We start from the raw sequence: 15096 nt of genomic DNA, 5'->3' as shown, positions 1-15096 counted from the left end.
AGATGTGTATAAGAGACAGGGTGCACGGTGTCGGCCGGGCGCGGCGGGGCGGCGCGGTGGCCGTCGCGCGGACCGGCGCCGGCGGCGGGCGCGGCATCTCCGGTGGCTCCGGTGGCTTCCACCGTGACCGTCTCGACGACGACGGGCTTGTCCATCGTGAACCCGAACCGGGCCCGGTGGGCGGCGGCGAACGTCTCGGACATGGCGGTCTCCGTGTCCAGGTCCACCGGCAGCGCCGCGTCCGTCCCGGCGTAGCGCAGCAGGACGCGGGCCTGTGTGGTGATCGCGGAGTCCGGCGTTCCGTCGGCGCGCAGGGCTTCGCGAGTACGGTCGGCCAGTTCCGCGCAGAGCCTCTCCACGCGCTCCCGGGCGGCCGCGTCGAGCTCCTCCTCCACCGACTGCTCGCGCATCGCGGTGGAGTCGGCCAGGCCGATGCCGTACGCGGAGAGCACTCCGGCGAGCGGGGGGACGAGGACCGTGTCGATGCCCAGGGCGTCGGCGACCGCGCAGACGTGCTGGCCGCCCGCGCCGCCGAAGCCGGTGAGGGCGTAGCGGGTGATGTCGTGGCCGCGCTGCACGGAGATCTTCTTGACGGCGTTGGCCATGTTGAGCACGGCGATCTCCAGGAAGCCCGCCGCCACTTCCGCCTCGTCCGGCCGTCGTCCGCTGGCGCGCCCGACCTCGTCGGCGAGCGCCGCGAACCGATTCCGCACCAGGTCGACGTCGAGCGGGAGGTCGCCGCCCTCGCCGAAGACCGCCGGGAAGTGGCCGGGCTGGACACGGCCGAGCATCACGTTGGCGTCGGTGACGGTGAGGGGGCCGCCCCGGCGGTAGCAGGCGGGCCCGGGGTCGGCGCCGGCCGAGTCGGGGCCCACGCGGTAGCGGCTGCCGTCGAAGTGCAGGACGGAACCGCCGCCGGCCGCGACGGTGTGGATGCTCATCATCGGGGCGCGCATCCGGACCCCGGCGACCTCGGTGCCCAGTTCCCGCTCGAACGCGCCGGCGTAGTGGGAGACGTCGGTGGAGGTGCCGCCCATGTCGAACCCGATGACGCGGTCGTATCCCGCCTGCCGCGACGTGCGGACCATGCCGACGACGCCTCCGGCCGGGCCGGAGAGGACGGCGTCCTTGCCGCGGAACCGGGCGGCTTCGCGCAGGCCGCCGTTGGACTGGAGGAACATCAGCCGGATCCCGTCGAGGCGGGCGGCGACCTCGTCGACGTACCGGCGCAGGACGGGCGAGAGGTAGGCGTCGACGACCGTGGTGTCGCCACGGGGGACGAGCCTGATCAGCGGGCTGACCTCGTGGGAGCTGCTGACCTGGGTGAAGCCCGCCTCACGGGCCGCCTCGGCGACGGCCCGTTCGTGGGCGGGGTGGCGGTAGCCGTGCATGAGGACGACGGCGGCGCCGCGCAGGCCGTCGGCGTGGGCGGCGCGCAACTGTTCGCGTACGGGGTCGAGTTCGAGAGGGCGTACGGTGCGGCCTCGGGCGTCGAGGCGTTCGGGGACCTCGATCACGCGCTCGTGGACGGACTCGGGCAGGACGATGTGCCGGTCGAAGAGGCGGGGCCTGTTCTGGTACGCGATCCGCAGCGCGTCCCGGAAGCCTTCGGTGATCAGCAGCACGGTCGGCTCGCCCCGCCGCTCCAGCAGGGCGTTGGTGGCGACGGTGGTGCCCATCCGGACGGCGGCGACCCGGTCGGCGGGCACCGGTTCCCCGGCGTCCAGGCCGAGGAGCAGCCGGATTCCGGCGACGGCCGCGTCGTCGTAGCGGTCGGGGTCGTGGGAGAGGAGCTTGCGGGTGATCAGGCGGCCGTCGGGGCGGCGGCCCACCACGTCGGTGAAGGTGCCGCCCCGGTCGATCCAGAACTCCCAGCGTCCGGTCATGGCGCCATTCTGTGCCCGCGCCCGGGACCCCGCAGGCGCGGAGCGCGGCCCCCGCCGGTCCCGCCGGGCGTATGTGCTCGCGCGGGGCCGCCTCCACCGCCGCGTCGAGCGAGTCGGTCCCGCTCTGACGCGCCGGTGGGCCGCTGCCGCGAGCACTTCCGTCAGCGCCCGGCAGCCGTTCGTCGGGGCGTCCCGGTCGTCCGCGGCGCCGCCGACCGCCCCACGTGCCCGTTCGACGAGCCCCCACCACGCGTTGAGGTCCATGGGAGAAGCCCAGGAGGAGGGTCTGGCCACACCCTCCCCCGGGCTTCCGCGTCCTCCCGGGTTCCCGCGGTCAGAGGGCGGGCGCGTCCGGCCCGATCCGGCTCCGTACCGCCGTCTGGACCTCGGCCTCCTCGGCCGGGTCGGCGGCGAGGCGGCGCAGGCGTTCGGCGACGCGGATGTCTCCGGTCTCGGCGTGCAGGGCGGCCACCTCGCGGGTGGTCTCCTCGCAGTCCCAGAGGCACTCCACCGCGAACCCGGTCGCGAAGGACGGATCGGTGGCGGCCAGGGCGCGGGCGGCCCTGCCCCGCAGGTGCGAGGAGGACGTCTCGCGGTAGACGTGGCGCAGCACGGGCGCGGCGCAGGCGATGCCGAGGCGGCCCGCTCCGTCGACCAGGGTCCACAGCCGGGGGGCGTCGGGCCCGTCGCCGCGTACGGCCTCCCGCAGCGCGCCGAGGACTTGGGGAGCGTCCTGGGCGGTGCCTCGGCAGGCGAGCACTCCGGCGGCCGAGGCCCCGAGGGCGTCCGGGCGATGGGCCCAGCGCCGGGCCCGTTCCACGGCGTCGTCGCAGGTCATCCGCTCGAAGGCGGCGATGGACGTGTCGGCGACGGTGCGGGCGGCGCTGACGGCGGCGGCCTCGATGAAGTCGAGGACGGCGGGGTCGCCCGCCTCCGCGAGGTAGTGCAGGGCGGCGCAGCGGGCGCCATCGGGGCCGCTGCGGGCGGCTTCGACGATCAGGGGCAGGTCATCGGGTCCGGCGACGGCGGAGAGGCAGCGGGCTGCGGGGACATGCAGTTCGCTGCCGCGTTCCAGGGCCTGCTGGGCCCAGTCGAAGACGGCCTGGACGCTCCAGCCGGGGCGGGGGCCCCCGGGGCGCATCTGGCGTTGCCACCGGTCGAACGAGCCCTGTTCGCCGGCGGCCCTGACCCGGGCGCCGACCGCTGCGCGCGGGTCGTCGGCCCACAGCCGCCAGGGGCGTGGCTCGAAGGAGTCCCGTACGGCGGCGGCGAGGTCGGCCGAGCCCTGGTCGGTGGCCGGGAAGCGGGCGAGGACGGGCAGCGCGAGGGAGCGCAGGCCGGCGTCGTCGTCGCGCAGGGCGAGCTCGTCCAGGGCCCAGGCCCAGTTGGCCCCGGTCGCCGCGTAACGGCGGAGCAGGGCCAGGGCGTCGTCGCGTCCGTAGGAGGCGAGGTGGCCGAGGACGGACAGCGCCAGGCCGGTCCGGGAGTCGTCGGTATCGATGTGGTCGTCGGGATCGGCGAGGTGTCGCTCGATCTCCTCGATACCACCGTCGAGGTCGAGGTAGAGGCGGGCGTAGTAGAGGGAGCGGTTCTCCACCTGCCAGTCGTGACGGGGGTCGCTCACGACGCAGTGGTTGAGAGCCGCGAGGGCCTCGGGGCGCGGTGCGGCGAGCGCGTGGAGCGTTCCGTCGCCGCGGCCCCTCTGCAACAGGCCGAGCAGGGTGCCGCTCGGCGCTATGAACGGATCGAACATGGGAGAAGCCTCACATCAAGCTGTCGACGCAACCGGGACTGTGCAGTGCCCCGCGCCTCTCGGCACGCGGGGGTGTCCGGCGGACACCGTTACGCCGCGCAGTGACATGATCGGCCGACCGCCGTCTTTCGCCTGGTGAAGAGCATCTTCCTCTGCCTCTCGTCGGTGGCCCTGAGCGGGCCCGCGACGTCATGATGACCCAGCCATTTCGCCACCGCGACCACATTTACGACGGACCGGTCAGCGGAGCCCACGGCGGACGCGCCCAGGGGCGTGCCCGCCGGCGTCTCACCGGGCACCGAAGCGTTCCAGCAGGTCGGACTTGCCGAACATCCGGGCCGTGTCCTGCGCGGACGGCGTTCCGGCGGCCGGGTCGGCGCCGGCGGCGAGCAGCGCGTCGATGACGGCGTCCTCGCCCTTGAAGACGGCTCCGGCCAGCGGGGTCTGGCCCCGGTCGTTGGCCCGGTCCGGGTCGGCCCCCCGGGCGACGAGGGCGGCGACCGCCCCGGCGTGCCCGTGGTAGGCGGCGAGCATGAGCAACGTGTCGCCCCGGTCGTTGGTGAGGTTGGCGGGGACCCCGGCCTCGACGTACGCGGTGAGCGCCTCGGTGTCGCCGGCGCGGGCCAGGTCGAAGACCTTGGTCGCCAGCTCGACCACCTCGGGATCAGGGGTTTCGCTCATCGGACGGGCCGCCTTCCTCGACTGCTGCCGCGGCTGTCACCGCCGCGGTTGACCTGGTGGGGAGTACGGCACGGGACCGTACGAGTGAATCGACAGGGTACTGCTCCCGGGCCGACATGACCCGGCCCGGATACGGCAAGGGATCACCGCGGCTGATCCTGCCCGGCACGGACGAGGTGATGCCGCTCCCCGGGGGCCCAGTTCTGTGGGCCGGTCAAGTGAAAGCGCGGGATATTCACTCGATTGCACCTTTTGTCATATAGATACTTCCCGTGATCCTGGAAGGACTCATGGTGACTGTCCCCTTCTACCAGGAGAGAACCGCTCATGATCCTTTCCATCTCGGGCGTGGTACTGCTCGCCATCGTCGTCTTCCTGTTCTTCAAGAAGGACGGGCTCAAGGCCTCCCACGCCATCGTCTGTGCCCTGTTCGGCTTCTACCTGGCCGGCACCGCCATCGCGCCGAGCATCACGGCGGGCGGGGCGAGCCTCGCCGGCCTGCTGGGCGGGATCAAGTTCTGACGCTCCGCAACCGCTCCCACCCCTTCAGGAGACCGACGTGGCCCGGCGACCACTCCCCCGCATTCTGAGCAGCGGCAGCGTTTCGATCACTCGCGGCAGAGAGATCGCGCGCACGGCCGCCGACAGTGCCACCGATGTCCTCCATCCGCTGATCACGGTGGTCCGCGGGCTGCGGCTGCTGGCCGTGTCCGGCCGGCGGAGGTGGGTCGCGACGCCCAAGGAGCGCCGTGGTCCCAGGCTGTTCCTCGGCGCGGCCTGCGTGCTGGTGGTGGCGCTCGTCCCCTACGGGCCGATCCTGGCCCTGGTCACGGTGATGGGCGCCGCCGCGTGGAAGGGGCGGGAGCGGACCCCGGCGCGGAGCGGGCCCGGCGAGCCGGGGACCGCGCGACTGCGGTCGCTGTACGAGGCGCTCGTGCCGTACTTCTCGACGGCCGACGACCCCGATCCGCTGTTCTCCCACGGCGGCGACTGGGAGAAGGCCTTCGACGGGTACGCCTTCGACGCCGACGGGCGGCTCACTCGCCTGCGGGTCTCCTACCCCGCGTACTTCACGGACGGCGAGGCGGCCGCCCGCTCCCGGATCGAGCAGCTGCTCCACACCAAGTCCGGCCGGGGCCGCGAGTACCACTTCGACTGGGACGAGGAGGCCAACCGTCTCGTCATGACCGTGCTGGAGCCGCTCCCCACGACGATCGCCGCCCAGCGCTTCGTCACCGCCCCCGGCGAGACGGTGCTCGGCTTCACCGACCCGGACGCCGTCTCGCGCACCGTCCCCGTGCGCGACGGCGACATGACGGTGGACGCCTCGCCCGTGGTCTGGCGGACCGGCGGCCGCTCCACCGAACCGCACCTGCTGGCCGTCGGGCATCCCGGCGGCGGCACCACGACCCTGGTCCGCTCGATCGCCCTCCAGGCGCTCCGGGACGGCGATGTCATCGTCGTCGACGGCAGCGGCGCCGGTGAGTACGGCGCCCTCGCCGGGCGCGGTGGTGTCCTCGCCGTGGAGTCCGGCCTCGGCGGGACGCTGGCCACGCTGGAGTGGGCGGCGCACGAGACGGAGCGCCGGCTGATCGCCGCCAACCGGGCCCGGCAGAGCGGCCACCCCGTGCCCGACGACATCCGGCGCCCGCTGTGGATCCTGCTGGACCGCCCCGGCGTACTGGGGCATCTCGCGGCGGCCGACGGCAGGCCCGACCCGCTGGAGCTGCTCCGGATCCCGCTGCGGCACGGCCGGGCCGCCCAGGTCACCGTCGTACTGGCCGAGCAGTTCGACGCGCTGGACACCCTCACCGAGACCGTCACGACCCACACCCGCGCCCGCGCGGTCCTCGGGCCGGCCTCCCGCGAGCAGATCGAGGCCGTCCTCGGCGCCGAACCGCACACCACGCCGCCGCCCGAGGTTCCCGCGGGGCGCGGTTACGTCCGGCTGGGCGCGGGTCCGGTCCTGCGGCTCCAGGTGCCCGCCACCCCGGACCCGTACGACGACGCCACCGGCGACGCCCACCGCCGGGCGGTGCTCGACCTGCTGCCCGGCCGGGACACCCCGACGGAGGCGGCCCCGGTGCGGGAGCCCGCCGACGAGGGGCCCGCGACGGAGCAGGTCCCCGTGGCGGCGGAAGCGGCGGCCCGTCCGGTCGAGGCCGTTCCGATGGTCGCCGAGGCCAGGCCGTCCGAGCCGCTGGCGGAGGCGCAGCCGGCGGGCGCGGAGAGCTGAACGGGGAGCCCGGCATGGCGCTGCGGGCGGGAGGCGGACCATCACCGGTCCGCCTCCCGCCCGCAGCGGTCTCCGCGAGGCCCGGGCAACCCTCAGGCCACGAAGCTGCGCGGGGCGTCGGCTCCCACGCCCGCCCCGGAGCGCACCAGGTCCACGGCCGCGGCCAGCCGTACGGCCGCCTCGTCGGCGACCGGCCCGCTGACCGTGAACGGCAGCCGTACGTATCCCTCGAAGGCCCCGTCGACCCCGAAGCGGGGGCCCGACGGCACCCGGACGCCGACTCGTTCGCCCGCCACGGCCAGCCGCGATCCGGAGAGGCCCCCGGTGCGCACCCACAGCGTCAGACCGCCGCGCGGCACGGCGAACTCCCAGTCCGGCAGCTCCCGGCGCACCGCCGCGACCAGGGCGTCCCGGTTCTCCCGTGCCTGGCTCCGCCGGACCTCGACGGCCTGTTCCCAGCCGCCCGTGCCCATGAGCCAGTTGATGGCGAGCTGTTCCAGGACGGGGGTTCCCATGTCGGCGTAGGCACGGGCGGCGACCAGGCTGCGGATGACGTCGGGGGCCGCCCGCACCCAGCCGATGCGCATTCCGGCCCAGAAGGCCTTGCTGGCCGAGCCGACGGTCAGGACCGTGCTGCCTGCCGGGTCGAAGGCGCACACGCGGCGCGGCATGTCGATATCGGCGTCCAGGCGGAGTTCGTTCATGGTCTCGTCGACGACCAGGACCGTTCCGGCGGACCGGGCCGCGTCCACCAGGTCCCGGCGCTGCTGCTCGTCGGCGAGCGCGCCGGTGGGGTTGTGGAAGTCGGCCACCACGTAGGCGAGCCGGGGCGCGGCGTCCCGCAGCACCTGGCGCCAGCGGTTCATGTCCCAGCCGCCGAGCCCCTCCTCCATCGCGACCGGGACGAGGCGGGCGCCCGTCTCACGCATCAGCTGGAGGATGTTGGCGTAACTGGGGGACTCGACCGCGATCCGTTCGCCGCGGCCCGCGAAGAGGTGACAGATCGCGTCGATGGCGCCCATCGCCCCGGTGGTGACCATGATCTGTTCGGGCATGGTCGGGATGCCGAGCGCGGTGTAGCGGTCGGCGATCATCTGCCGCAGGGCGGGCAGTCCGGCCGGGTAGTCGCCGTGTGTGTGGGCGTACGGCGGCAGCTCCTCCAGCGCCCCCTGGACGGCGCGGGTCAGCCAGGGCTCGGGCGCGGGCAGGGCCGCGCAGCCCAGGTCGATCATCGAGCCGAGCGACTCCGGCGGCAGCGGTTCGAGGCCGCGGGCGGGCAGCGGGTTGCCGGCCGGGACGGCGGTCCAGCTGCCCGCGCCGCGCCGGGACTCCAGGAAGCCCTCGGCGCGCAGCGCCTCGTAGGCGGCCGCTACGGTCGTACGGCTGACGGCCAGCGCGAGGGCCAGTTCGCGTTCGGCGGGAAGCCGGGCGGCGACCGGGACCCGGCCCTCCAGGACGAGCAGCCGCACGCCGTCGGCGAGCGCACGGTAGGCGGGCGGCTTGCGGCCGCCCGGTCCGGTGGGCCGGGCCCGTTGCGACCGGAGTTGCCGGGCGAGCTGAGCCGCTCCCACCGTCGATGTCCACTGCACCATCGAAATCAGTCCACCTTCCCCGGATTGGCCATAGTTGGCGACCGATCCCCTGCCACAGAGTGGCACGAAGCAGTCCACTACCACTACAGCAGGGGGCACACCGTGGCCAGGATCACCGGCCGGAGCACCACCCATCTCACCCGGCGGCTGGTCCAGCTGTACGTCGGCCTGACGCTGTACGGGGCGAGTTCCGCGCTCCTGGTCCGTGCCGAACTGGGCCTGGAGCCGTGGGGCGTGCTCCATCAGGGCCTCGCGGAGCTGACCGGGATTTCGATCGGCGTGGTGTCGATCATCATCGGCGCGGTGGTGCTGCTGTTGTGGATCCCGCTGCGGCAGCGGCCGGGGCTCGGCACGGTCTCGAACGTCTTCGTGGTCGGGCTGGCGATGGACGGGACGCTCGCCCTGGTCGGCGACCTGGACGGACTCGGGCTCCGCGTTCCCGTGATGGTCCTGGGCATCGTGCTCAACGGGGTGGCGACCGGGCTGTACATCGCGGCCCGGTTCGGGCCGGGGCCGCGCGACGGGCTGATGACCGGGCTGAACCGGGTCACCGGGCGCTCCATCCGGCTGGTCCGCACGGCGATCGAAGTGGCGGTCGTGGTGACCGGATTCCTGCTGGGCGGCTCGCTGGGGGCGGGCACGGTGCTGTACGCGCTGGCCATCGGCCCGCTGGCCCAGTTCTTCCTGCGGCTGTTCGCGCTCCCCGAGCCCGCCCGCCCGGGTGTCACCGTCGCTTCGGACGAGCCGTCCTCCACCACCGCGCCGCCCGCCGGTTCCGGCCCCGTTGCCGACCCGGCATCCGGGCAGGCCATACTGCCGCAGTGAATCCGAGCCATCCCTATCTGGACCACCCGGCGCCGATCGCCTTCGCCCATCGCGGCGGGGCGGCGGACGGCGTGGAGAACACCGCGACCGCCTTCCGCCGGGCATCCGACGCGGGCTACCGCTACTTCGAGACCGATGTGCACACCACGGCGGACGGCCGTCTGGTCGCCTTCCACGACGCGACGCTGGACCGGGTCACCGACGCCCGGGGCCGGATCTCCGCGCTGCCCTGGAGCGAGGTGCGCCGGGCCCGGGTCGGGGGCAGCGAACCGCTCCCGCTCCTGGAGGAACTGCTGGAGGAGTTCCCGGAGGCCCGCTGGAACGTGGACCTCAAGGCCGAATCGGCGCTGGAGCCGCTGCTCGGCCTGATCCGCCGCACCGATGCCTGGGACCGGGTCTGTGTCGGCTCGTTCTCGGAGGCCCGGGTGGCCCGCGCCCACCGCCTGGCGGGCCCCCGCCTGGCCACGTCGTACGGGGTGCGCGGCGTCCTGGGGCTGCGCCTGCGTTCGTACGGCATCCGGGCGGCACTGCGCGCGGGCGCGGTCTGCGCCCAGGTCCCGGAGCGGCAGGGCGGCATCCCGGTGGTGGACGCCCGCTTCGTCCGCACGGCGCACGCGCTGGGGCTCCAGGTGCACGTCTGGACGGTGAACGAGCCGGAGAGGATGGCGGCGCTCCTGGACCTCGGCGTGGATGGCATCATGACCGATCACATCGAGACGCTGCGTACGGTGCTGAGCGAGCGGGGGGCATGGTCCTGACGCACGGTCCGTCCACGTCCACAGGGGACGACCGAGGGGACGCGGCTTGAGCACCGGGACCACAGGGAAAGCCGATCCGTCCGGGAAGCCGCCGGACGACGGGGCCGCGGCCGCCCGCAGACGCGAGCAGCACGGCTGGTACTTCTACGACTTCGCGTGCTCCGTCTACTCCACCAGTGTGCTGACCGTCTTCCTCGGTCCGTATCTGACGTCGATCGCCAAGGCGGCGGCGGATCCCGACGGGTTCGTGCACCCGCTCGGCATACCCGTGCGCGCGGGCTCCCTGTTCGCGTACTCCGTCTCGGCGTCCATCGTGGTGGCCGTCGTGCTGATGCCGATCGTGGGCGCGGCGGCGGACCGTACGGGGCGCAAGAAGCCGCTGCTGGCGGCGGCCGCCTACACGGGCGCCGCGGCGACGGCGGGGATGTTCTTCCTGGACGGTCACCGCTATCTGCTGGGCGCTTTCCTCCTGATCGTGGCGAACGCGTCCATCTCCGTGTCGATGGTCCTGTACAACGCCTATCTGCCGCAGATCGCCGGGCCGGAGGAGCGCGACGCGGTCTCCTCGCGCGGCTGGGCCTTCGGCTACACCTCGGGCGCCGTCGTCCTGGTCCTCAACCTGATCCTGTACACCGGCCACGAGTCCTTCGGCCTCGCGGAGTCCGACGCGGTGCGGATCTGCCTCGCCTCGGCCGGTGTGTGGTGGGGCGCGTTCACCCTCGTACCGCTGCGCCGGCTGCGCGACCGCCGGATCCCGCCGAGCGGCGAGGGAGCCGTCGGATCCGGATGGCAGCAACTGAGAGCGACCCTGCGCGACATGCGGCGCCACCCGCTGACGCTCTCCTTCCTGCTCGCCTATCTCGTCTACAACGACGGGATCCAGACGGTGATCTCGCAATCCTCGCTGTACGGCTCCGAGGAGCTGGGACTGGATCAGACGACGCTGATCGTCGCCGTGCTGCTGGTGCAGATCCTGGCGGTGGCGGGGGCGCTCGGCATGGGGCGGCTCGCCCGGACGTACGGGGCGAAGCGCACCATTCTGGGATCGCTGGTGATCTGGACCCTGATCCTGATCTCCGCCTACCTGCTGCCCGCCGACGCTCCGGCGTTCTTCTTCGTTCTGGCCGCGGCGATCGGCCTGGTGCTGGGCGGCAGCCAGGCCCTGTCGCGGTCGCTGTTCTCCCATCTGGTGCCGCGCGGCAAGGAGGCGGAGTACTTCTCCGCGTACGAGATGAGCGACCGCGGACTGAGCTGGCTGGGGCCCCTGGTGTTCGGTCTGGCGTACCAGCTGACCGGCAGCTATCGGGACGCGATCATCTCGCTGATCGTGTTCTTCGCGCTCGGCGCGGTGCTGCTCGCGCGGGTCCCGGTGAGGCGCGCGGTGAAGGCCGCGGGCAACCCCGTGCCGGAACGGATTTAGACGTTGAAGTCAAAGGGCGGTAGTATACGTCTTTGGCCTGCCCGGAGGACCGTTACTGCCAGTGGAAGCGACTCAACCGTTGAGTGACAACATCCACCAGAGGTGACAAACCGGGCATGGGCGGGTACTCAACCCAGATAAAGCAGCGGCACGACGGGCGACGCATGACCGGCAACGGGAATCTTTACCGCCGACCGGACGTTGACCGGATGACGACGACAGCGACATTTTGTCCTGTGGGCGACAAGCCCGGGAGGCACGATTCATGAGTGAGCGAGCTCTCCGCGGCACGCGACTTGTGGTTACCAGCTACGAGACGGACCGCGGCATCGATCTGGCCCCGCGCCAGGCGGTGGAGTACGCATGCCAGAACGGACATCGATTTGAGATGCCGTTCTCGGTAGAGGCAGAGATTCCGCCGGAGTGGGAGTGCAAGGCGTGCGGCGCCCAGGCACTCCTGGTGGACGGGGACGGCCCCGAAGAGAAGAAGGGCAAGCCGGCGCGCACGCACTGGGACATGCTCATGGAGCGGCGCACCCGCGAGGAGCTGGAGGAGGTGCTGGCCGAGAGGCTGGCGGTTCTGCGCTCCGGAGCCATGAACATCGCCGTGCACCCGCGGGACAGCAGGAAGTCTGCCTGACCGCGTAACACCGCACAGCACCAAGAGCCGCGGGCCGTGACACAGAACATGTGTCACGGCCCGCGGCTCTTCGGCGTGCTCCGAGCCATGACCCGACGGCATGACCATGGCCCTCGTGGATGATCCTGACGGGACGGCTCCCCCGTTCACTCCCCGACGGGGAACCTCCTGTCAGGGAGTGAGGGGCGGGCGGGGCCCCTGGGGGTCGTCGTCGGACCCGGAGGGCGCCTGGGAACCGTCCTCGCGGATGACCTCGCCCTGCACGACCTTTCCGTCCGGCCGCCCCATCCTGGCCTGCTGGAAAGCATCCGAGAGGCCCCCCGGCGCCGCGGCCCGCACGCGGCGTTCCAGCGAGCGCTCCGCGTACCGGCTGATCATGGTGCGCACCGGCGGCACCAGCAGGACCAGCCCGACCGCGTCCGAGATCAGACCGGGGATCAGGAGCAGCAGTCCGCCCAGCATCAGCAGCCCGTTGCCCCGGGAGCCCTTGCCGCCCGCGGGGGCGGCCGAAGGCGCGGTGGGAGCGCCGGGTTGGCCCGGCATCTGCTGGAGGGTCTCCGTCAGGTTCTTGAAGGCGCGCCGGCCGGCGCTCTTGATGACCACGGCGCCGAGCGCGGCCCCGGCCACCAGGATCAGCAGGACGATGAGGCCGCCCGCGGCCGAGGCGACCAGGGTCAGGAGCCAGATCTCCAGGACCAGCCAGGCGGCCGGGGCCAGCGGCAGGAATCTACGGGCGCGCGAGCGCCGGGGACGGGTCGGGGGCGGAGTGCCGGTCGTCATGTCCCCAGTGTGCCTGTCCGGGCGTGCGAGCGGCGTAAGGGGGTGATCATGAAGCCGGTCGGGCGGCGCCCCGTTCACCGATCCCGAGCGTCGCCGTTCCCGGGCGTCAGAGGGTCTTGCGGCCCAGGACCTTGTTCGCGCGGGAGGTGATGCCCCAGCCGGTGACCCGCCACAGCGCCTCGACGAGGATGTCCCGGCTCATCTTGGAGTCGCCGATCTCCCGGTCGACGAAGGTGATGGGGACCTCGACCACGTGGTAGCCCGCCTCGACCGCGCGGCGGGCGAGATCCACCTGGAAGCAGTAGCCCTGCGAGGCGACCTCGCCCAGGCCCAGGCCGTCGAGCGTCCCGGTGCGGAAGGCGCGGTAGCCGCCGGTGACGTCCCGGACGGAGAGACCGAGGGCGAGCCGGGAGTAGAGGCTGCCGCCGCGCGAGATCACCTCACGGCTCTTGGGCCAGTTGACCACGCGGCCGCCCGGCACCCAGCGGGATCCGAGGACCAGGTCGGCGCCCTTGAGCGCGGTGAGCAGCCGGGGCAGCTCCTCGGGCTGGTGGGAGCCGTCGGCGTCCATCTCGACGAGCACGCCGTAGCCGTGCTCGGAGCCCCAGGCGAAGCCCGCGAGGTAGGCGGCGCCGAGCCCTTCCTTGCCCTTGCGGTGCAGGACGTGGACCTGTTCGTCGGCCGCGGCGATCTCGTCGGCCGCCTTGCCGGTGCCGTCGGGGCTGTTGTCGTCGGCCACCAGGATGTCGGCATCCGGGACGGCGGTGCGTACCCGGTCGACGATCGGTCCGATGTTCTCGACCTCGTTGTAGGTCGGAATGATCACCAGAACCTTGCCGAGCGGGCCGAACTGCCTCTGACCGCCGTCGTTCACTACTGCCCCTTAGAGTCCGTACACAGGGGGACACCATATCCAGCGCATCGCCGCCGGGCTCCGACGCGGGTCGCGCGGGCGTGTGGCGCGGCGCGGACAGACCCGTGGAACTGCGGACAGAACACGGGTCCTCGACCCGGCGCCCCCTGGAAGAAGATGCGGCAAAAGGCGTCGGAACTTCGGATCGGGGCCCGGCGCCCTTCGGGCCGACCTGGGACCCGCTGGCTGCGGGTCGACCGAAAGCCGTTGTCTACTGAACGTCCGGGCCCCACCCGGGTCCCACCCTCCGTCCGGCTGAAACCTTCCCTCGCCCCCGAGGCGCGGGCGCTGAACCTGGCTGTCAGCGGTGGTGGGCCGGTGCGGCACACCACCTCATGACCCAGCGGCGTTCGACGACTGCGTGGAGGTTTAACCGGACGGACGTCCTGTGGTGGACCCGGCCGAACCTACCGGCCCGTGGGCGCTTTCTGTCAACAGGCGCCCGACCTGCCACTTTTTCCGGAATTGCCTGGTCAGTGCCGAAGGGCCGCAGGTCGCGGACCGGCGATCGGGTCATCGATCGGCGGTACGAAATGTCCCGACGTCACTCGTTCGGTCGCACGTAGACCGTTTGTCCGAAGACCACGGTCCGCAGGCAGACGGGAAGGTCGGCCCCGGGAGTGAGGTCCGGCAGGCCGGGCGTGCCGGACCGGGGGTCGGTGGACCATCGGGCGACCCGGTCGTCGGGGGCCTGGACCAGGAGTTCGGCGGTGCGCCAGACGGCGTAGTCGGCCGGGGCGCCGGGCACCAGGAGGCCCGCGTCGTCGCGGCCGACGGCGCGCCAGCCGCCGCGGGTGTGCGCGGTGAACCCGGCGCGGACCGAGACGCGGTGCTCCGGGGTGCGGTGGTGGGCGGCGGCCCGCACGGTGCCCCAGGGGTCGAGCGGGGTGACCGGGCTGTCGGAGCCGAAGGCCAGCGGCACTCCGGCGCGCAGCAGCGCCGCGTACGGGTTGAGGGTGGCGGCCCGCTCCGCGCCGAGGCGCTCGGCGTACATCCCCTCCGGGCCGCCCCAGGCGGCGTCGAAGGCGGGCTGGACGGAGGCGGTGAGGCCCAGTTCCGAGAAGGCGGCGATCGTCTCGGGGGTGAGCATCTCGGCGTGTTCGACGCGGTGGCGGGCGGCCCGGATCCGGTCGAGGCCGAGCGTCCCGGCGGCGGCCCTGATCCCGTCCACCACGGCGGTGACCGCGGCGTCGCCGATGGCGTGGAAGCCCGCCTGGAGGCCCGCCTCGGTGCAGGCGGTGACATGGGCGGCGATCCGGGCGGCGTCCAGGTGGGCGGTGCCGGTGTGCGGGTCGTCGGCGTAGGGCCGGTGCAGACAGGCGGTGTGCGAGCCGAGGGAACCGTCGACGAACAGGTCGCCGGCCGCGCCGATCGCGCCCAGCTCGCGGATGCGCCGGGCGTCCTTCTCGTCGGCGATCTCCTCGGCCCAGAGGCCGAGGACGCGCGGTCCCGGCCGCTCGGCGGCGAGGGCGAGGAGGGTGGTGAAGTCCTCCTCGTCGGAGATCTCGGGCCCCCCGCACTCGTGCACGCTGCCGATGCCGAGGGAGGCGGCGTGGTCGAGGGCGGCGCGCTGCGCGGCGGCCCGCTGGGCGGCCGGGAGCGCGCCGTGGGC

General features: G+C 73.1%; 13 protein-coding genes. 6 read left to right on the top strand and 7 right to left on the bottom strand.

The window, feature by feature from the left end; translation table 11 throughout:
- The 3 genes from CR470_RS27020 to CR470_RS27005 form a co-directional block, all read right to left on the bottom strand.
- Positions 1–1886 (bottom strand): hydantoinase/oxoprolinase family protein (locus tag CR470_RS27020; RefSeq protein WP_306667810.1); only part of this gene is annotated, 1886 nt, incomplete at its 3' end.
- Positions 1887–2220: 334 nt separating this feature from the next.
- Positions 2221–3639, bottom strand: coding sequence for a hypothetical protein (locus tag CR470_RS27015; RefSeq protein WP_097870133.1), 1419 nt, complete (start codon positions 3637–3639; stop codon positions 2221–2223).
- A gap of 288 nt (positions 3640–3927) precedes the next feature.
- Positions 3928–4320 carry an ankyrin repeat domain-containing protein gene (locus CR470_RS27005; RefSeq protein ID WP_097870131.1) on the bottom strand — a complete coding sequence of 131 codons (393 nt, stop codon included), beginning with the start codon at positions 4318–4320 and terminating at the stop codon, positions 3928–3930.
- A 327-nt stretch (positions 4321–4647) separates the two neighbouring features.
- Between CR470_RS27005 and CR470_RS27000 the strand changes: the two genes are divergently transcribed.
- Together CR470_RS27000 and CR470_RS26995 are read left to right on the top strand one after the other, a co-directional pair.
- Positions 4648–4842, top strand: a complete 195-nt coding sequence (locus CR470_RS27000; RefSeq protein WP_003970432.1) for a hypothetical protein — start codon at positions 4648–4650, stop codon at positions 4840–4842.
- A 37-nt stretch (positions 4843–4879) separates the two neighbouring features.
- Positions 4880–6556, top strand: coding sequence for a hypothetical protein (locus tag CR470_RS26995; protein ID WP_097870130.1), 1677 nt, complete (start codon positions 4880–4882; stop codon positions 6554–6556).
- 92 nt (positions 6557–6648) lie between these two features.
- Here CR470_RS26995 and CR470_RS26990 read toward each other — a convergent pair whose 3' ends face one another.
- Positions 6649–8148: an SCO1417 family MocR-like transcription factor gene (locus CR470_RS26990; RefSeq protein ID WP_097870129.1), complete on the bottom strand. Its 1500-nt coding sequence runs from the start codon at positions 8146–8148 to the stop codon at positions 6649–6651.
- A gap of 102 nt (positions 8149–8250) precedes the next feature.
- On the opposite strand from CR470_RS26990, the gene yczE reads away from it, so the two are divergent.
- The 4 genes from yczE to CR470_RS26970 all read left to right on the top strand — a co-directional run bounded on the left by yczE (position 8251) and on the right by CR470_RS26970 (position 11791).
- On the top strand, positions 8251–8973 hold the full coding sequence (yczE, locus tag CR470_RS26985; protein ID WP_097870128.1) for a membrane protein YczE: 723 nt from the start codon (positions 8251–8253) through the stop codon (positions 8971–8973).
- Complete coding sequence (locus tag CR470_RS26980) at positions 8970–9731, top strand: glycerophosphodiester phosphodiesterase (protein ID WP_097870127.1); 762 nt, start codon at positions 8970–8972, stop codon at positions 9729–9731. The genes yczE and CR470_RS26980 overlap by 4 nt, the downstream gene beginning before the upstream one ends.
- A gap of 46 nt (positions 9732–9777) precedes the next feature.
- The gene (locus CR470_RS26975) at positions 9778–11151 is read left to right on the top strand and encodes an MFS transporter (RefSeq protein ID WP_097870126.1); all 1374 of its coding nucleotides are present in this window, start codon (positions 9778–9780) and stop codon (positions 11149–11151) included.
- A 265-nt stretch (positions 11152–11416) separates the two neighbouring features.
- Positions 11417–11791: an RNA polymerase-binding protein RbpA gene (locus CR470_RS26970; protein ID WP_003959706.1), complete on the top strand. Its 375-nt coding sequence runs from the start codon at positions 11417–11419 to the stop codon at positions 11789–11791.
- Between the two features lie 171 nt (positions 11792–11962).
- Here CR470_RS26970 and fxsA read toward each other — a convergent pair whose 3' ends face one another.
- The 3 genes from fxsA to CR470_RS26955 all read right to left on the bottom strand — a co-directional run.
- Complete coding sequence (fxsA, locus tag CR470_RS26965) at positions 11963–12571, bottom strand: FxsA family membrane protein (RefSeq protein WP_097870125.1); 609 nt, start codon at positions 12569–12571, stop codon at positions 11963–11965.
- 106 nt (positions 12572–12677) lie between these two features.
- Positions 12678–13445: a polyprenol monophosphomannose synthase gene (locus CR470_RS26960; RefSeq protein WP_097870124.1), complete on the bottom strand. Its 768-nt coding sequence runs from the start codon at positions 13443–13445 to the stop codon at positions 12678–12680.
- 583 nt (positions 13446–14028) lie between these two features.
- A partial coding sequence (locus CR470_RS26955; RefSeq protein WP_097870123.1) for an amidohydrolase occupies positions 14029–15096 on the bottom strand: 1068 nt, incomplete at its 5' end.

It is taken from the genome of Streptomyces sp. rh34, from assembly GCF_002551245.1.
Lineage (GTDB): Bacteria > Actinomycetota > Actinomycetes > Streptomycetales > Streptomycetaceae > Streptomyces.
The sequence above is the reverse complement of the archived record's forward strand: the minus strand, read 5'-3'. Positions and strand labels throughout refer to the sequence as shown.